Genomic DNA, 18889 nt, shown 5'->3' with positions numbered 1-18889 from the left:
TATGCAAACCAACGGTTAGCTGAGAGAAAGAACAGAAAAGAAATAGCCGTGTAATTTTTAAAAAATAGTCATTTTGAAATTAGACGAGTGTTTCCTTTTTTAAAAAGTTAGTTATGAAATTGGTTCATCTACAATCTCAGAACTTTCTACTTAGCTTTAAATTTTTTAGATTTAAATCAGATCAATTAGTATCTATTGTAATAGTCATTTTTAAAATACTATGATGTGAGTCTGGCAATGTCTAATCAACTATGAATACAGTAAATAAAAAAAGATATTTTAATAGAGTATCGTATTAGTTTACTATTTTTTCAATTTATAGGGATAATATTGTGACTAATAGAATACAGTTCTTACTATATAGACAGAAAAAATTGAAAAGTACTGTGAATGTCTGAATTTATAAGCTCATTTATACTTGTGAAATCAGACTATCTTATATTAAAGTAATGTCTAATTCAATTAATTATTTTTTTGATTCTCGCTATTAACACATTCATTCATTTTATAGCATATCAAATTGACTGCTATATATAGCTTTATAAGCTTCGCTTTGTCTAGTAGTCAATTTAGTTTGCACATAATTGTCTACTAACATATCAACTATGTCATTGTAAGTAGCGGTATTCATACTTTCTGTTTCTTTCAGAAAAGGTTTTAAAGTATTAATTTTTAGATTTGTACTGGGACTAGTTTTCTGCGTCTTGCTAGCTTTTAACCTAGGGTCTTCTTTAGAAATCGCGGATTGACTAACTTTTTGTTTTTTTTTCTTCTCTGCAATTAACGGTTTAGGTTTTTGTGCTGGTGTTTCCATTCGTCCAAAACTATTGCTGCCCTTTATTTCAACTTTTTTATTTTGTAATGAGGTACTCTTTTTATAATTATAGGTTCAAATTCTGCCATTTTAACTAAAGCTCCTCCCTATTAACTTAACTAACTGTAAAAGTTTCTTGGTGACTATCTAATTCTTCTAGAACCTTTAAAAAGACAGCGTGTGCTTTTTTGTCCCACATATCAATATTGCCATTAATATTGCGGTTCATTTCAATACCCTGCACATCATATACTTTTAAGCGTTCCTGATATTTAACATTAGTTTGCAAGACATTATTTCCATATAATTCTTTAGCTTGATCCAGTATTTTGCTATCCACTCTGCCTCCTGGTTTTAGCATGCAGGGTATGATACCTAGTACGTTCAAATCTGCGTCATAGGTATCTACCAGATATTGCATGTAGTCTATATAAGTTCGAGCTCCGTCTAATGACAACTCTTGTGTCTGGAGAACTATGATACAGAAATCAGCAGCCAGCATAGCATTATCTGAATAATCACTAATAGTTGGTGGGACGTCTAAGTATATAGAATCATATTTATGCTTGATCGGTTCGATTAAATCCTTTAAGTATTTAATTTGTTTTAATTCATCATCTGGGAAACGTTGAATTAATAGTTTACTTAAATTTCTAAAAGCTGTGTTTGAAGCAACCAAATCTAAATTTTCCATTATTGGTGTAATTTCGTTTTCTAAATTTCCATTATTAAAAGCATTCGTTATATTTTTATCTATAGATTCGATGTTGCCAGTTTTAGCTAAAACTGAAGTAGCATTACCCTGAGGATCGAGATCAATTACTAACGTTTTACGATTTTTTTGAATAGCGCTCTCATAAGCCAACATAGTTACTGTCTTAGTTTTTCCAACGCCACCTTTAAAATTCCTATTACATAAGTACTGCCCATTATATAAAACCTCCTACGTAGTATACGCTCATTAACTTGTCGATAGTATACCAGTAAACCGAGGCTGTAACTTTTGTATTAACCAGTTTATTTAAATTAAGTTTCTAGCCTAAAAAGTTATTATTTAGATATTTTCTATTACTATGTGGGCTTTAACATCATAATTGTTCTTATAATAATACTGTGTCATATGTCTCATATGCTTTGATCTCTCAAAATCTGAAAAAACAATTAACGATTTAATATCTGGATTTGCTTTTATAGTTTTTTTCTTGAACAGATCATTGAGTACAAAAGTCAATTATAGTAACTTCCTTTGCTAAAATCGAATGGATTTTTTTAGATTGATCTTTTGCTGGCAAATTATTTAAAGTTTTCTCATTAGTGGGTGTTTCAAATACAGAGCTATTCTTTTTTTTAGCCAGAGGAAATTTTGTCACATAATTTCAGTTCGAACTCAATTAAGTACAATTTTCTCGATTAGTCTGTCGATTTAATACCACATAATCTGAAGGCTCATAGATATAGCTAGAAGCAGTATTAACCCTATCATATTAAGATATGAATAGGGTTAATACTGCTTGTGTTATAGTGCTCTCACCGAAAAACTTTCAAAAAATTCGAAAATTCAAAAAAAGCTGACATTTTTAACTGAAGAAAAACGGTTACAATAAAAACGTAAAGAAAACGGTTACTAAAAACCGATGATAAAATAGGAGGAATAAACCAATGTCAGATAATCAGTACATTATGTCCATAGATCAAGGAACAACGAGTTCACGAGCAATTATTTATGATAAACAGTTAAACACGATCGGAAGTTCTCAAAAAGAAATTACTCAAATTTTTCCTGAAAGCGGTTGGGTAGAACATAATCCTAATGAAATCTGGAATTCAGTCCAGTCTGTCATTGCCGGCGCATTTATTGAATCCGGTGTCAAACCTCAGGAAATCGCAGGAATCGGGATTACTAACCAGCGTGAAACAACAATCGTCTGGGACAAAGAGACAGGACGGCCGATTTATAACGCAGTTGTCTGGCAGTCTCGTCAGTCAGCGCCTATCGCTGCAAAACTTTACGAGGCCGGGCATTCAGAAATGATTCACGAAAAAACGGGTCTGATCATTGACTCTTACTTCTCAGCGACGAAGATTCGCTGGATTCTTGACCATGTTGAAGGAGCTCAGGAACGAGCTGAAAATGGCGAATTACTGTTTGGAACAGTCGACACTTGGCTGGTATGGAAACTGACCGGGGGAGAATCGTTCGTAACAGATTATTCAAACGCCAGCCGCACGATGCTGTATAACATTCACAAACTGGAATGGGATCAGGAAATTCTGGACTTATTGAATATTCCACGTGCCATGATGCCCGAAGTTAGATCAAACTCGGAAATCTACGGAAACACAGCGAACTATCACTTCTATGGAGCTAACACACCTATTTCAGGGATGGCGGGAGACCAGCAGGCAGCATTATTTGGTCAGATGGCCTTTGAGCCGGGCATGGTCAAAAACACATATGGCACAGGTTCATTCATCGTCATGAACACAGGTGAAGAACCACAGTTGTCAGAAAATAACCTGCTGACTACGATAGGGTACGGTATCAATGGCAAGATCTATTATGCTCTGGAAGGAAGTATCTTTGTAGCTGGTTCATCTGTTCAGTGGCTGCGTGACGGACTGAAAATGATCGAGAATTCGTCTGATTCGGAAGCATTAGCTAAGAAATCTAAAAATGATAATGAAGTCTTCGTTGTTCCAGCCTTTACAGGTCTGGGTGCACCCTATTGGGATTCAGATGCTCGAGGATCTGTTTTCGGCTTGACACGAGGGACGACTAGAGAAGATTTCGTAAAAGCGACGCTGCAGTCTATTGCTTATCAGGCTCGTGATGTTATTGACACGATGAATAAAGACGCGGGAATCGACATTCCTCTCCTTAAAGTGGACGGTGGAGCAGCTAATAACGACTGGCTGCTGCAGTTCCAGGCAGATATCCTTGGAACTAAAGTGCAGCGGGCGCATAATCTGGAAACGACTGCACTTGGAGCTGCTTATCTTGCGGGTCTGGCTGTCGGTTACTGGGAAAGCATGGATGAAATAAAGAGTATGTACGAAGAAGGTGGCATGTTCGAACCGCAGATGCCTGAAGAAGAACGTCAGAAGCTTTACAAGAACTGGAAACTGGCAGTTAAAGCGACACAAGTCTTCAAGCCTGAAGAGTAGGACTAGCGTAGGAGGAAAAGAGTATGGTTTTCTCTCTTGAAAGAAGAAAACAAGATATAAACGTATTAAAAGAAGAAACATTGGATGTACTGATCATTGGTGGCGGGATCACGGGTGCTGGGTCTGCTTTGCAGGCCAGTGCTTCGGGTCTGAAAACAGGCCTGGTCGAGATGCAGGATTTTGCAGAAGGGACGTCTTCGCGCTCAACTAAACTCGTTCACGGCGGTCTGCGTTATTTGAAGAACTTTGATGTGGAAGTCGTAGCTGACACGGTTCAGGAACGGGCCGTGGTTCAGGGCATCGCTCCTCATATTCCAAAAGCGGACCCGATGATCTTACCCGTTTATGATGAGCCGGATTCAACGTTCTCCATGTTCTCTCTTAAAGTTGCCATGGATTTGTATGACCAGCTGGCTGGTGTGACTGGAACTGATTTTGCGAACTATACACTGACAAAAGAAGAAGTTCTGGAACGCGAACCGCAGCTGAACAGTGAAGGACTTTTAGGTGCCGGGGTCTATCTGGATTACCGGAACAATGATGCTCGCCTAGTAATAGAGAATATCAAGCGGGCAGCTGAAGACGGCGGACACATGGTCAGTCGCATGAAAGTAGTTGGAATCTTACATGATGACAACGGACGAGCTTCTGGAGCAGAAGTGGAAGACTTATTGACGGGTGAAACGATCAGAATCAATGCCCGTGTTGTCATGAATACGACCGGACCGTGGTCGGACACGATTCGTCAGATGGACGACAAGATCGATACGGCGCCTCAGATGCGTCCGACAAAAGGGGTTCATCTGGTCGTAGACAATAAGAAACTATTCGTTCCCCAGCCGACGTATTTCGATACAGGAAAACAGGACGGAAGAATGGTCTTCGTGATTCCTCGTGAGGAAAAAACGTATTTCGGGACGACTGATACTGACTATAAAGGTGACCTTTCAAATCCTACGGTGGAGCAGGAAGACGTTGATTACCTGCTGGACATCATCAATACAAGGTACCCGTCAGCAGATATTACGTTGAACGATATCGAGTCCAGCTGGGCCGGCTTGCGTCCATTGATTGCGGCAAATGGCGGGTCTGACTATAACGGGCAGAACAATCAGCTCATTACGGACGAAAGTCTTGATGATGTACTGTCCATCGTGGAGAAGTATCAGCAGGGAAGCGTTGAACGATATGAAGTCGCGGATGTACTGAAAAATATTAAAACAGCCAATGCGGAATCAGACACGAATCCTTCCACCCTTTCACGCGGCAGTTCGCTTGAGATCGATGAAGATGGACTGATTACCGTAGCCGGCGGGAAAATTACGGATTACCGTAAAATGGCCCTTGGAGCGGTTAAAGCAACAATCGATGTGCTGGAAAGAGACTTCAATCTGACTTACGAACTGATCGATTCGGCTCATTATCCAGTTTCTGGTGGAGACATCGATCCAGCTAAAGTCGACGAGGAGACAGAAGCTCTGGCTCAGTCTGGTGTTGAAAAAGGATTAACTGAATCTGAAGCAAGATACTTGGCTAATCTGTATGGATCAAACACTCCGGCGGTCTATGATTTACTTGAAGAAGTTGATCAGGTAGAGGGACTTACTCTCGCAGATACGCTCAGTCTGCATTACGCCATGCGTGAAGAAATGGCGCTGACCCCGAGCGATTTCCTGATCCGTCGAACAAATCACATGCTGTTTATGCGTGACACCTTAGACAGCATAATCGAACCTGTCATTTCTGAGATGGCTCGCTATAATGACTGGTCCGATGAAGTAAGACAACAGTACACGGAAGAGCTTGAAAAAGCAGTTGCTGAATCTGATTTGAAAACATTAAAGGGAGACGTGGATTAAATGACAGGGCAAACATTAACACTTTTCAGTGAATTTTTAGGAACAATGTTTCTGATTCTACTTGGTAATGGAGTTGTAGCGGCTGTTAGCTTGAAAAAAAGTAAAGCAGAAGGCGCTGGATGGGTAGCCATCACGATGGGGTGGGGGGCTGCTGTAACACTGGCGGTATACATCGCCGGTTTTATGGGTCCCGCTCATTTAAATCCTGCCGTGACACTTGGATTTGCAATAACTGGAGACTTGGCATGGGGAATGGTCATTCCTTTTATTCTGGCTCAGGTAGCTGGTGCAATTTTGGGATCAGTGCTAGTATGGTTGACATATCTGGCTCACTATAAAGAAACAACAGATCCGGGTGCAATTTTGGGAACGTTTGCGACTGGCGCAGAAATCCGAGACAACATATCTAATGTAATGTCTGAGGCTATTGGCACATTTGTTTTAGTGTTCGCTTTACTGGCTTTCGGTCAAAATGTCTTTACAGAAGGACTGAACCCACTAGTCGTTGGGGTGCTGATTCTGTCAATTGGACTATCATTAGGTGGCTCGACCGGATATGCGATCAACCCGGCACGTGATCTGGGCCCTAGAATTGCGCACCAGATTCTCCCACTGGCAAACAAAGGTGACTCTAAGTGGGAATATGCCTGGGTGCCAATTGTTGCACCAATGCTCGGCGCAGTAGCAGCAGCATTGCTGTATCTGGTCATCGTATAATCTGAGACACTAAATAAATACTTTACGCCTGACGGAACAACGATCGAGTTGTCGATGTCAGGCGTTTTTTCTGTATTGAAGAAGATGATGAAGTCAGAGTATGAAATGAATAGCTGCTATGTAAAAAAAACGTCACAAATACTAATAAAAAATAAGTATAAAAGTTGACAAACGGCATCATACCTTATATGATTTAAGATGTCGAAATAATTAAAAGAACGAATCAAGGTTAAGCAGTGAAAGTGCTTTTCCGCTCAGAGTAGCAGTCTATGCTGAATTGGAGTGGATCAGGCGCTTTTTTTTGTGAATAAATAAGGGGAAGGATAGATAGTATGGCTATAGAATTTGATACGATTGCGGCAATTTCTACCCCACCTGGAGAAGGCGGGATTGGGATCGTCCGAATCAGTGGAGATGAAGCGCTGGAGATTGCAGACAGGATCTATCAGCTTGGCAGCAAGAATCTGAAGGAACAGGCGTCGCATACGATTCATTACGGCCGAGTCGTCAATCCTAAAACAGCTGAACCAATCGATGAAGTTATGGTGTCGATCATGCGGGCACCCAAGACCTATACAAGAGAAGATGTTGTTGAAATAAATACGCATGGGGGTATCGTCTCCGTCAATAAAGTTCTGGAAACCGTATTGAGCAACGGGGCGCGTCTGGCAGAGCCGGGAGAATTCACTAAACGGGCCTTCTTGAATGGCCGGATCGACCTCTCACAGGCTGAAGCCGTGATGGATGTCATCCGTGCCAAGACTGACAAGGCTATGCATATGGCCGTCACTCAACTGGACGGAAACCTGTCCCGGCTGATCAGAAACTTGAGGCAGGAAATTCTTAATACATTAGCTCAGGTGGAAGTCAATATCGACTATCCTGAATACGATGATGTAGAAGAAATGACCTCCAAGCTGCTGGTCGAGAAAGCAGCACAGGTCAAAGCGCAGGTCGAATCTCTACTGGAAACAGCGAGTCAGGGAAAGATATTGAGAGAAGGTCTGGCTACCGCAATCATCGGGCGACCTAACGTCGGGAAATCAAGTCTGTTGAATGTCCTGCTTAAAGAAGAGAAGGCAATTGTTACTGAAATCGCCGGAACGACGCGAGACGTCATAGAAGAATATGTCAGTGTTAAAGGCGTACCACTACGATTGATTGATACAGCCGGTATTCGCGAAACAGAAGATATTGTTGAGCGCATCGGTGTGGAGCGAAGCCGTAAAGCATTGAGCGATGCGGATCTCGTTTTGCTGGTGTTCAACCAAAACGAACCACTGACGCCAGAAGACAAGCTGCTGCTTGAAGCCACTGAAGGGCACCACCGGATCATTATTTTAAATAAAATGGATCTTGAGAATAAGCTGGATCTGAATGAGCTGAAAACGCTGGTCGATCCGTCCAATATCGTCTACACGTCCATAGTGACGCAGGCAGGACTGACCGAGCTGGAAGGCAAGATAGCGGATCTCTTCTTTGCCGGAAACACCGGTGAGAAGGATGCGACATATGTATCGAATATCCGCCATATCGCTCTTTTGAATGATACGATCGAAGCATTTGATGATGTCATCGAAGGCATCGAAACAGGGATGCCGGTGGATCTGGTACAGATCGATATGACGCGTGCATGGGATCTGCTCGGTGAAATCACTGGAGACAGCGTACAGGACGAGCTGATCACTCAGCTCTTCAGCCAGTTCTGTTTAGGAAAATAACGACTAACTAAATTGACATGAATTTAAAAAGACTGATAAATAGAAAGGAATCATGCGATGCAAACTTACGAAGCAGGACACTACGATGTCGTTGTTGTTGGTGCTGGACATGCAGGATCTGAAGCTGCGCTAGCCTCCGCTCGAATGGGTGCCAGAACTCTACTGATCACCATCAATCTGGATATGGTTGCCCATATGCCTTGTAACCCATCAATCGGTGGACCGGCAAAAGGAATCGTAGTAAGAGAAATCGATGCCCTCGGTGGCGAAATGGGACGCAACACGGATAAGACCTATATTCAGATGCGTATGCTCAATACTGCAAAAGGTCCAGCCGTCCGAGCACTTAGAGCCCAATCCGATAAATATCTGTACTCTAACGAAATGAAGAAAACCATCGAACGGACACCTAACCTTGACTTGAAGCAAGGGATCGTCGATGAACTGATTGTCGAAAATGATGTGATCAAAGGTGTGAAGACCAATGCTGGAGCGATTTATCGTTCGGATGCTGTGGTACTCACTGCCGGAACGTCTTCACGTGGGGAAATCATTATTGGTGAACTGAAATACTCATCAGGTCCGAACAACACACAGCCTTCCGTCAAGCTATCTGAAAATCTGCTTGAGCTTGGCTTTGAACTGGACCGTTTTAAAACCGGTACGCCACCGCGTATCCACAAGTCATCGATCGACTACACGGTAACAGAAGAACAGCCTGGAGATGCTGAGCCGAACCATTTCAGCTTTGAAACACCTGACGAAGATTATCTTAAGGAACAGGTCTCTTGCTGGCTGACTTATACTAGTACCGTGTCTCATGACATCATCCGAGAAAATCTTCACCGCGCACCAATGTTCACTGGTATCGTTGAAGGAGTAGGCGCCCGTTACTGCCCGTCCATTGAAGACAAAGTGGTCCGTTTCAGTGACAAGCCGCGCCATCAGCTTTTCCTGGAACCGGAAGGCGCAAACACGGATGAAATTTACGTTCAAGGTCTGTCCTCTTCTCTTCCAGAAGATGTGCAGCTGGCCGTGCTGCGTTCCGTCGAAGGGCTAGAGAATGCTCAGATGATGCGTACCGGTTATGCCATTGAGTACGATGTCATCAAACCATATCAATTGCGTCCATCTCTTGAAACTAAGCGCATCAGCGGCCTGTTTACTGCCGGCCAGATGAATGGAACATCTGGATACGAAGAAGCTGGTGGACAAGGTCTGATTGCCGGTATCAATGCAGCTCGTCTGGTAAAAGGTGAAGAAGCCTACGTACCTAAGCGTAATGAAGCTTATATTGGAGTTATGATCGATGATCTGGTCACTAAAGGAACTAATGAGCCATATCGTCTGTTGACTTCACGCGCAGAATACCGTCTGCTTTTACGTCATGACAACGCTGATTTCCGACTGTCTGAAAAAGGATACGAACTCGGGCTGCTAAGCAAAGAACGCTACGAGGCCTTCATGCTGAAGAAAAAACAGACTGAAAATGAATTGGCTCGTCTGAAAACGATACGTGTAAAACCGAGCGAAGTGGCAGACCACCTTGAAGAAAAAGGTGAACCACAGCTCAAAGACGGCATGCTGGTCTACGACTTCCTGAAACGTCCTTATGTTAAATATGATGACATTCTCAGCTTTGCTCCGACTGAAGAGGCACTGCCGAAACACGTCAAAGAACAAGTTGAAATTTTCATCAAGTACGAAGGCTATATCAATAAAGCGATCCGAAAAGCGGATAAAGTTAAGCGAATGGAAAACAAACGTATTCCAGAAGGCATTGACTACACAGCGATCAATGGCCTCGCCACTGAAGCTAAAGAAAAGCTGACGAAAATTCAACCTGAAACGATTGCCCAAGCCAGTCGTATCAGTGGTGTGAATCCTTCAGACATCTCTATTCTGATGGTCTACGTCGAACAAGGGGACATCCAGAAGGTCAACGCCTCATAATAAAATAATAAAAAAACACATTCTCCGGACATGATTCGTCAAACGAATTAGACCTGTTCGGGAGAATGTGTTTTTTAGTTGATAGACCGACTAACAAAGGTGGATCAGATTGTCGATAAATGAATTTGAGTTAGTAGTATACTAAGTGAGTCGTTCGTTCTAATCTTGCCAAGAACAAATCTGAAGATGAAAAGACGCTTCAGAAACTATAAACTATATTTGGAAAAGTATTGATTGCTGGATTTTATCTTAGAACATATTAGGTCAGAACATTGTCCGGTGCAGTCTGTCAATATATTCTTACGACGTCGATGTAGCCCGCGTCAGACGGCTGATTGAAGAAACTGTTATTGAACTGCGAGAAGAAAAATGGAATAATATCCTCAAAGAACCGGAACCGAGAGTCTTTTTCGAATAATTGGGTGATTCTTCGTTAGATTTTACTGTCTGGTTCTGGATTGAAACACAATCTGACGAGCGGGAATTCAGAATTCCGAGCGACTTGAGATTTAAAATTTTTGAGAAATTCAAGCAGAATGGAATAGAAACTCCATTCCCGAAACGCGACATTCATATAAAATCAAATTAAATAATCAACAAGACCAGTCATGAGGAGAAAGAGGGCGCAAATGAAAAAAGTTCTAATAGTTGAAGATGAGCAGTCTATTTTGAAGCTTCTGCAGTATAATCTGGAGAAAGAAGGCTATGAGGTTTCTGGGGCAATGGATGGAAAAGAAGGGTACGAGATGGCACTTAACAATTCCTACGATATCATCCTTCTCGATCTGATGCTTCCGGGGATGGACGGGATGGATGTCTGCCGGGAGTTGAGAAGAGAAAAAATCGATGCACCAATCATCATGCTGACGGCTAAGGATTCAGAGATTGATAAAATCGTCGGACTGGAACTGGGGGCAGACGATTACATGACCAAGCCGTTCAGCCCTAGAGAAGTCACTGCACGAATGAAAGCTATTTTCAGACGTATGGAGAGAAACAGTGCATCGAAGGAACAGTCAGACGAATTGACGGAAGACATCATCATCGGTGATATCGTTATTTCTCCTGATCAGTATGAAGTGTCTGTCAGAGGGGAAAAGCAGGAAGTGACACCTAAAGAATTTGAGTTGCTTCTTTACCTCGCTCGACATAAGGGGCGTATTCTCAACAGAGAGCAGCTGCTCCAGGCGGTCTGGGACTTTGACTTTACCGGAGAGACGCGAATCGTTGACATGCACATCAGTCATCTGCGGGAAAAAATCGAAGAAGACCCCAAGAAACCGGTCTATCTGAAAACGGCCAGAGGGTTTGGTTATAAGCTGGAGGCGCCGAAATGAAACAGCTGAGAGCCAGGATACTCGGTTTTTTTATGCTCGTTCTTGTGCTATTCACCCTATTATTTCTCTATCTTATTTCATCCAGCCTTCAGCGGCAGGCTATTGAGCAGCAGGGAGAGGATCTTGAGTCTCAATTGTTAACCTTATCGAGCCAACTTGATGCATCGCAGTTCGAAGATGATCTGAATCTTGTAAATCTGCAGTTGGATCAAACGGCTGAAGTGATTACTGAACGAATTACCTTCATCTCGCCTGAAGGAGAGGTCATTTACGATACTCGAGCTCGGGAAGAGGTACTTGAAAATCATCTCGATCGGCCTGAAATTCAACAGGTACTTGATGGAGAATCGATTGGAACATTCAATCGTACGAGCGAAAGTACAGGAGAAGTCCTTTACTATGCTGCTACGGATGTCGTAAATACAAAAGGAGAGTTGATTGGTTTTCTCCGGCTCTCTAAAAATGTAGAGGAGATGGGTGGACTGACTGACCAGTTCATTCAGACGCTTGCCTTGTTCACGATCATTTCCATTCTGGTCGCTCTGCTGTTTACCAATTACTGGACAAAGAGAATAAGCGATCCGATTGAAAAAATGAAACAAATTACTGAACGACTGAGGATTCAGGATTATTCAAGCCGATACCGGGAGCACTCCTATAAAGAAATCGATGAGTTAGGGCTTGCCATTAATCACTTGGCCACGAACCTTGACTATCAGATGCAGGAAATCAATCAGAATCAGACCCAGCTCAAGGAACTGGTCAACCATCTAGTTATTGGGGTGATGCTCGTAGATAATCAGGGCAATATTACCATGGTCAACCCTGTTATGAATGAAATCGTAGGGGAAGATCTTTACGGTAAAATCGGGATATCTTATGAAGAGGGACTACACAGCACGGCTTTGATCGACTTGATAACTCGAGCGATTCAGGAGCAGAGCCTGCAGAATAAGGAAGCGACTTTGCTGTACCCTGAGGAAAAGGTCGTCGATGTCAATGTCGTCCCAATTCTGAATCAGTCCAAAGAGACCATCAATCATATTGTCCTGCTGTATGATATTACAGAAATCAGACGGCTTGAAAAAGTTCGAACCGATTTTGTAGCCAATGTTTCTCATGAGCTGAGAACACCGATCACTGCAGTGAAAGGATTTGCAGAAACACTGCTGGATGGTGCGCTTGAAGATGAAGAAGTGCTTGTGGAATTTCTGAAAATCATTCACAAAGAATCGACACGTCTGGATTTGATGGTCCAGGATATTCTACAGCTTTCCAGACTTGAGCAGCATAAAGTTCAGGGAGTCATTCAGGACGTACGGATAAAGGATGTCTCAGATGAGGTCAGAAATATCCTTCATCAGAAAGTGGATTTGAAACAGATCACACTCAATGTGGTGGAAAATGAAGCCGTCGTACTGGAAATCGACCGGGACCAGCTGAAGCAGATTCTGATCAACCTGATTGGAAATGCTGTCACCTACACGCCGAATAAAGGATGGATCGGCGTGACCATTGACCGGACAGACCACGAAGCCGTGATAACCGTCAGTGACAACGGCCTTGGTATTCCTAAAGAGAGTCAGTCGCGGATCTTTGAACGCTTTTACAGGGTAGACCAGGCTAGAAGTCGGAATGCTGGTGGAACTGGACTGGGTCTGGCTATTGTGAAGTGGCTGATTGAAAATAATCAGGGGCGCATCACATTAGACAGCGAAGAAAATAAAGGGAGTACCTTTACCATCTGGCTTCCTTTAAAACATGAATAGAATAAATTTAACCCACGACTTTAGGACACCTGTCCAATGAGTCGTGGGTTTTATTTACACGATATTTACATTACTTTACATAAAATCGACAATAAATCCAACCAAAGTACACAGTCGACATTTAATATAGGGACTGTAGACAGGAGATGTCTTAATTTATCCACTAAAGGAGATTAACGTGAAAAAACATATCAAACTGCTATCTATCGTAGGTTTAGCCGCAACAACTCTGGCCGCTTGTGCTGACACTGGAAGCGAAGGGGCTTCAAACGGTTCTGATGGAGGATCAAACGGAGGAGACTTCGATAATTCAAGAAATCTGCACTTAGTTACTCGTGAAGTCGGATCTGGAACACGTGATGCATTTGCTGAGCTAACTGGACTTGATGACGGCGATAACGACCTGATTGCTGCTGAAGCAACAGCTCAACAAGGAACAAATGCAGTCAACAGCACTGTAGCAGACGACTTGTATGCCATTGGTTATACATCTGTAGGAGCGTTGGATGATTCACTGAAAGCTATTCAAATCGATGGTGTTGACGCGAACGAAGAGAATATTCTTGAGGGAGACTACGAAATTGCGCGTAACTTCAATGTCATTATTGGTGAAGAACTGGATGAAGTGGCAGCTGATTTCTGGGAATTCATGTTCTCAGCTGAGGGACAAGCTATTGTTAATGAAGTAGGTTACATTCCTTCTGATACCGATGCTCCAGCATACGAAGGAAGCGATCTTGACTTAAGTGGATCGATCGATGTTATCGGATCAACAGCAGTATACCCAGTTGTTGAAGCAATGGCAGAAGCGTATCAGGAGATTCATTCTGACGTACAAATCGCTGTTCACTCAACTGGATCTGGTGCAGGTGTCACTTCTGTAATTGAAGGAACGTCCGATATCGGTATGGCATCAAGAGACCTTGATGATGACGAAACAAGTCAAGTAACTGAAGTAAGAGCTGTTGCACTTGATGGAATCGCAGTCGTTGTCCACCCGGATAACCCACTTGAATCATTAAGCATGGATCAAGTTGCAGACATCTTCAGAGGCGACTTCTCAACATGGGCAGACGTATTAGATTAATCAATAGCATCTAAACAGATAGGAAAGAGGGGTCTGCAGAACAGATAATGCGTCTGTTCGGCAGCCCTCTTGTACTGTAATTGAGAAAGGATTTTAATTATGGAACACATAAATAAGAGGGCAGCGGCGGGGAAGACTAAGCGTCGTCCTCCCGTCAGAAAAACAGCTAAGACCGATTGGAAGGAAAAAATCATGCATGGCGTCTTCTTCATGGCGGCATTCACTTCCATTTTGTCTCTCCTACTGATCGTAATTTTTATTTTTACTAATGGCTTGCCTATGATGTTCGAGTATGGCTTGACTGATTTCATTTTCGGAACGACTTGGAACCGGACCACGTTCGGTCTCCTACCTATGATCACAGGTTCAATACTAGTAACATTGGGTGCAGTAGGTCTAGGTGTGCCGATCGGTGTCATGACGGCTGTTTTCATGGCGGAATTCTGTCCGAAGAGACTTTATGCATTCTTAAAGCCTGCAGTTAATTTAATGGCAGGAATTCCTTCTATTGTTTACGGATTTTTTGCACTGAGAATCATTGTTCCACAGATTCGTGCCATATTCGGCGGGCCGGGGAACAGTATGCTGGCAGCGATACTCCTGCTTACCATCATGATTCTTCCGACAGTCATTTCTTTATCTGAAGTAGCGATCCGCTCTGTGCCCCGTTCGTATTTTTCAGGAAGCATGGCCTTGGGTGCCAGTCACGAAAGAAGTATTTTCTCAGTTGTCGTTCCAGCTGCCAAATCTGGTATTTTCTCAAGTATCGTATTGGGAGTCGGACGGGCAATTGGTGAAACGATGGCAGTGGTCATGGTTGCGGGAAACCAACCGTTAATGCCTAGAGGGCTTACGGAAGGGGTCAGAACGCTGACTACGAATATTGTTATGGAAATGGCCTATGCATCCGGTCAGCACAGGGATGCTTTAGTCGCAACAGGTGTCGTCTTGTTCGTCTTCATTATGATCATCAACACGACATTTCTGATTATGAAAACAAGGGAGGCTAAATAATCATGGTAAGTAAACTAATGAAAGGTCTAGTCTATGCATCGTCAGTTTTTACTTTCGGCATGCTGGGCTATCTGGTTATTTACATTCTGATTAACGGAGTCAGATTTCTGACGCCCTCTCTGTTTTCATGGCAGTACAGCACATCCAATGTATCAATGATGCCGGCGCTGATGACGACACTGATGGTCGTTGCGGGCACCTTACTGATTGCGACTCCGATCGGCGTGTTCACAGGCTTTTATCTGGTGGACTATGCTGACAGAAAAAATCCAGTGGTTAGAGCAGTCGGAATGGCTACAGACACTCTGGCTGGAATCCCGTCAATCATTTACGGCTTATTCGGTATGCTTTTCTTCGTTATTTTCCTGGAGTTCCAATTTTCACTGATTGCAGGTATTCTGACGGTCACGATTATGTCGCTGCCTGTCATTATTCGAGCGACTGAAGAGGCACTGATTGCCACAGGTATGCCTATCAGACAAGCCAGTTATGCGCTTGGAGCAGGGAAACTGAGAACCTTGTTCAAAGTGGTCCTGCCAGTGGCTATGCCTGGTATATTATCGGGTGTCATTCTGGCTACTGGTCGAATCGTGGGTGAAACAGCAGCACTTATGTTCACTCTTGGAACAGCAACGAACCTACCAGGCAGTCTCTTCGCTTCCGGAAGAACACTGTCTCTTCATATGTATATACTGTCTCAGGAAGGGCGTCACGTTAATGAAGCCTATGCAACAGCAGTCGTTCTGCTTGTGTTTGTTCTAGTGATCAATGCGTTATCGACACTAGTCAGTAAACGATTGGCTGGAGGAGGAAAATAATGTCTAGAACAAATAAAATAACAGTCAGAGATTTAAAACTCTGGTACGGAGATTTCGAAGCCCTTCATGGTGTCGATCTCGATATTTACGAAAAAGAAATTACAGCCTTTATCGGCCCGTCCGGTTGCGGTAAATCGACGCTGATCAAAACGCTCAACCGTATGAACGATCTGGTTGAAAACTGCCGAATTGAAGGAACCGTTGAGCTTGATGGAAAAGACATCTACAGCAGAAAAGTCGAGCTGAACAATTTGAGAAAAAGAGTGGGAATGGTCTTTCAGCAACCCAATCCTTTTCCAAAAAGTATCTATGATAATATTGCCTTTGGCCCAAGAACGCATGGGATAAAGAACAAAAGTGAACTGGATGAGATTGTAGAAAAGAGCTTGAAGCAGGCAGCTATCTGGGATGAAGTCAAAGATCATTTGGATAGAAATGCGTTATCTATTTCTGGGGGACAACAGCAGAGAATCTGCATTGCACGTGCACTAGCGGTAGAGCCGGAGGTTCTCTTAATGGATGAGCCGACAAGTGCCCTTGACCCTATTTCCACGTCTAAGATAGAAGATCTCGTGTCTGAACTGAAAAATGAATATACCATCGTAATGGTCACACACAATATGCAGCAGGCGTCACGTATTTCAGACCGTACAGCCTTCTTCCTGAATGGGAATATTATTGAACAGGATGAAACTCGTAAAATCTTTACGAATCCTAGCGAAACAGAAACAGATAACTACATTTCTGGGCGATTCGGGTAATTGCTTTCAGGAATAAAAGGAGAGAATATTATGCGACGAGCGTATGATGAGGAACTCGAAAAACTGCATCGTCAGTTTTTTCAGATGGGGAACCGCGTTAATGAAGCCATCTATAAATCGATCAAAGCTTTTGCGAATCATGATAAAGAGCTGGCTAAGCAAGTCATTGATGAAGATATAAAGATCAATGAAATGGAACATCAGCTTGAACACGATTGTATTGAACTGATTGCTTTGCAGCAGCCAGTTACAGCAGATCTGCGTAAGATCATCACAGTGATGAAAGCCTGCGCTGACTTGGAAAGAATGGGCGACCATGCTGTATCCATCTCAAAATCCACCATTAGAGTTAAAGGGAATAAACGCAATGCGACAATTGAAAATAAAATTTCTCTAGCTGGAGAAAAAATTAAGGTGATGGGTCAGGAGATTATTGATGCCTATATCAAGTATGATACTCAAAAAGCCAGAGAGATTGCGCATAAGGATGAAGCCATTGATACGCTGGCCGATGAAATTAAAAAAGCCAGCATCGATGAGATGCGTCAGGATCCGGAGCTTGTTCTGGGCGCCACAGACTACATTCTTGTCAGCACCTATATTGAAAGAATGGGTGATTATATCACGAATATATCCGAATGGATCCTTTATTTTGAAACAGGAGAAATACAGGAATTGAATACACACCATAACTACTCATAATAAGCCTATAAAGGGTGAAAGCGAGGAATGGAGGGGCCGAAATCCTGTTCATTCCTTTTTTTCATAAAATGACTGGGTTTTATCCAACTTCCTCTAGCTAATAAATGAGGTTTTGTGTATAATATTTTAATATAACTGATATTATAATGGTAATATAATGAGAGGAAAAAAGGGTATGAAATTAGGGGAGAAGATTAAGACAAGAAGAAAAGAAATTAAAATGACGCAAGCGGAACTGGCCGATGGTATCTGTACTCAAGCCATGATCAGCCGTATCGAAAAGAAGAAAGTCAGACCAAGTCGGGAACTGATGGAGAAAGTAGCGGAACGGCTGGCCGTATCGATTCATTATTTTTATGGGGAAGATTCGATCGAGAGCCGTTATTCTCAAACAGCACAGCTGTGCCGCATTATTCGTCAGCACCTTGAAAGAAGAGAGTATGAATCAGTATCTTATCTGATCGAATCGAATGAAGAACTTATCGAAAAGACGATAGGTGAAGAAAGAGATTTCTTTAACTGGATACAGGGACTTTTATACGCTTATCGTGACGGGGATAACGATAAGGCTCTTGACTATCTGATTGAATTGGAAACCGATGTAAAAAATGGAGAACTACGAGTTGAAGTCATTGACAGTATTGGAAATCAGTATTTGAGAAAGAAACAGTACGACCTGGCAGAAGCTTACTATCAGAAAGGGTTCGACTCATTTGCAGAATGGATGAATCATGAGAAGAAAGCTAAGTTGCTGCTTAACTATTCGATTTGTCTGTTCAGGGAAGGCAAGTATTCCAGCTGTCTGGACAAAGTGATGCAGGGACTGGAGCTGGTCATAGAGAAGAAGACTTTATTTTTACTAGGCGACTTTTTCTACTATAAAGGCTCGTGTCTGGAGAAGCTGGGTCATAGAGATGAAGCACTGGATGCTTACAAAAAAGCTCAGACCATCTTTGATATTCAGCAGAACGAAAAGTACCTGCTGATCACTAAACTGGCTCAGGAGCAGCTTCAGTCGGCAGCTAGAACGGAATAACCGCATAGAATAATCGAGTAGGAGGTAAATAATTAATTTACCGTCCTCTCACACCACCGTGCGTACGGTTCCGTACACGGCGGTTCAATAATTTAAATATCTCTATCGCTCGTACAAATGGATTAAATCTCTTAAT

The 18889-nt window shown here is 42.7% G+C and carries 15 protein-coding genes and 1 pseudogene; 14 read left to right on the top strand and 2 right to left on the bottom strand.

Going from position 1 to position 18889, the window contains the following annotated elements; genetic code table 11:
* Positions 1-505: 505 nt before the first annotated feature.
* Positions 506-814 (bottom strand): hypothetical protein, encoded by a 309-nt coding sequence (locus tag ACYQ2O_RS05625; RefSeq protein ID WP_346024046.1) that lies wholly within the window; start codon positions 812-814, stop codon positions 506-508.
* Between the two features lie 115 nt (positions 815-929).
* Positions 930-1744, bottom strand: a pseudogene (locus tag ACYQ2O_RS05620) (AAA family ATPase).
* A 729-nt stretch (positions 1745-2473) separates the two neighbouring features.
* On the opposite strand from ACYQ2O_RS05620, the gene glpK reads away from it, so the two are divergent.
* The 14 genes from glpK (at position 2474) to ACYQ2O_RS05550 (ending at position 18753) form a co-directional block, all read left to right on the top strand.
* Positions 2474-3979: a glycerol kinase GlpK gene (gene glpK / locus ACYQ2O_RS05615; protein ID WP_346024911.1), complete on the top strand. Its 1506-nt coding sequence runs from the start codon at positions 2474-2476 to the stop codon at positions 3977-3979.
* Positions 3980-4002: 23 nt separating this feature from the next.
* Entirely contained in the window at positions 4003-5838 is a 1836-nt protein-coding gene (gene glpO, locus ACYQ2O_RS05610; RefSeq protein WP_346024912.1) for a type 1 glycerol-3-phosphate oxidase, read from the top strand.
* Positions 5839-6555 (top strand): MIP/aquaporin family protein, encoded by a 717-nt coding sequence (locus ACYQ2O_RS05605; protein WP_346024913.1) that lies wholly within the window; start codon positions 5839-5841, stop codon positions 6553-6555.
* Between the two features lie 332 nt (positions 6556-6887).
* Positions 6888-8276: a tRNA uridine-5-carboxymethylaminomethyl(34) synthesis GTPase MnmE gene (gene mnmE, locus ACYQ2O_RS05600; RefSeq protein WP_428830620.1), complete on the top strand. Its 1389-nt coding sequence runs from the start codon at positions 6888-6890 to the stop codon at positions 8274-8276.
* Between the two features lie 57 nt (positions 8277-8333).
* Complete coding sequence (gene mnmG / locus ACYQ2O_RS05595; RefSeq protein ID WP_346024914.1) at positions 8334-10229, top strand: tRNA uridine-5-carboxymethylaminomethyl(34) synthesis enzyme MnmG; 1896 nt, start codon at positions 8334-8336, stop codon at positions 10227-10229.
* A 418-nt stretch (positions 10230-10647) separates the two neighbouring features.
* On the top strand, positions 10648-10818 hold the full coding sequence (locus ACYQ2O_RS05590; RefSeq protein WP_428830625.1) for a hypothetical protein: 171 nt from the start codon (positions 10648-10650) through the stop codon (positions 10816-10818).
* Positions 10819-10858: 40 nt separating this feature from the next.
* On the top strand, positions 10859-11566 hold the full coding sequence (locus ACYQ2O_RS05585; protein WP_346025069.1) for a response regulator transcription factor: 708 nt from the start codon (positions 10859-10861) through the stop codon (positions 11564-11566).
* The gene (pnpS, locus tag ACYQ2O_RS05580; protein WP_346025068.1) at positions 11563-13335 is read left to right on the top strand and encodes a two-component system histidine kinase PnpS; all 1773 of its coding nucleotides are present in this window, start codon (positions 11563-11565) and stop codon (positions 13333-13335) included. The genes ACYQ2O_RS05585 and pnpS overlap by 4 nt, the downstream gene beginning before the upstream one ends.
* 178 nt (positions 13336-13513) lie before the next feature.
* On the top strand, positions 13514-14422 hold the full coding sequence (locus tag ACYQ2O_RS05575; RefSeq protein WP_346025067.1) for a substrate-binding domain-containing protein: 909 nt from the start codon (positions 13514-13516) through the stop codon (positions 14420-14422).
* 192 nt (positions 14423-14614) lie between these two features.
* A complete protein-coding gene (gene pstC, locus ACYQ2O_RS05570; protein WP_346025070.1) occupies positions 14615-15436 on the top strand; it encodes a phosphate ABC transporter permease subunit PstC in 822 nt (273 codons plus the stop codon).
* 2 nt (positions 15437-15438) lie between these two features.
* Entirely contained in the window at positions 15439-16254 is an 816-nt protein-coding gene (pstA, locus tag ACYQ2O_RS05565; RefSeq protein ID WP_091267480.1) for a phosphate ABC transporter permease PstA, read from the top strand.
* Positions 16254-17015 carry a phosphate ABC transporter ATP-binding protein PstB gene (gene pstB / locus ACYQ2O_RS05560; protein ID WP_091267479.1) on the top strand — a complete coding sequence of 254 codons (762 nt, stop codon included), beginning with the start codon at positions 16254-16256 and terminating at the stop codon, positions 17013-17015. The genes pstA and pstB overlap by 1 nt, the downstream gene beginning before the upstream one ends.
* 30 nt (positions 17016-17045) lie before the next feature.
* A complete protein-coding gene (phoU, locus tag ACYQ2O_RS05555; RefSeq protein ID WP_091267478.1) occupies positions 17046-17717 on the top strand; it encodes a phosphate signaling complex protein PhoU in 672 nt (223 codons plus the stop codon).
* Between the two features lie 175 nt (positions 17718-17892).
* A complete protein-coding gene (locus ACYQ2O_RS05550) occupies positions 17893-18753 on the top strand; it encodes a helix-turn-helix domain-containing protein (RefSeq protein ID WP_346025064.1) in 861 nt (286 codons plus the stop codon).
* Positions 18754-18889: the final 136 nt, after the last annotated feature.

It is taken from the genome of Alkalibacterium sp. m-11, from assembly GCF_054658155.1.
Note: the sequence above shows the minus strand (reverse complement) of the source record. Positions and strands in the feature narration are given on the sequence as shown.

Excerpts from the sequence above, each read along its gene's own strand:
- glpK (WP_346024911.1), top strand. The coding sequence starts at position 2,474 with ATGTCAGATAATCAGTACATTATGTCCATAGATCAAGGAACAACGAGT.
- pstB (WP_091267479.1), top strand. The coding sequence starts at position 16,254 with ATGTCTAGAACAAATAAAATAACAGTCAGAGATTTAAAACTCTGGTAC.
- pnpS (WP_346025068.1), top strand. The coding sequence starts at position 11,563 with ATGAAACAGCTGAGAGCCAGGATACTCGGTTTTTTTATGCTCGTTCTT.
- ACYQ2O_RS05625 (WP_346024046.1), bottom strand. The coding sequence starts at position 814 with ATGGAAACACCAGCACAAAAACCTAAACCGTTAATTGCAGAGAAGAAA.
- ACYQ2O_RS05605 (WP_346024913.1), top strand. The coding sequence starts at position 5,839 with ATGACAGGGCAAACATTAACACTTTTCAGTGAATTTTTAGGAACAATG.
- ACYQ2O_RS05550 (WP_346025064.1), top strand. The coding sequence starts at position 17,893 with ATGAAATTAGGGGAGAAGATTAAGACAAGAAGAAAAGAAATTAAAATG.
- pstA (WP_091267480.1), top strand. The coding sequence starts at position 15,439 with ATGGTAAGTAAACTAATGAAAGGTCTAGTCTATGCATCGTCAGTTTTT.
- mnmE (WP_428830620.1), top strand. The coding sequence starts at position 6,888 with ATGGCTATAGAATTTGATACGATTGCGGCAATTTCTACCCCACCTGGA.
- glpO (WP_346024912.1), top strand. The coding sequence starts at position 4,003 with ATGGTTTTCTCTCTTGAAAGAAGAAAACAAGATATAAACGTATTAAAA.
- pstC (WP_346025070.1), top strand. The coding sequence starts at position 14,615 with ATGCATGGCGTCTTCTTCATGGCGGCATTCACTTCCATTTTGTCTCTC.
- phoU (WP_091267478.1), top strand. The coding sequence starts at position 17,046 with ATGCGACGAGCGTATGATGAGGAACTCGAAAAACTGCATCGTCAGTTT.
- mnmG (WP_346024914.1), top strand. The coding sequence starts at position 8,334 with ATGCAAACTTACGAAGCAGGACACTACGATGTCGTTGTTGTTGGTGCT.
- ACYQ2O_RS05585 (WP_346025069.1), top strand. The coding sequence starts at position 10,859 with ATGAAAAAAGTTCTAATAGTTGAAGATGAGCAGTCTATTTTGAAGCTT.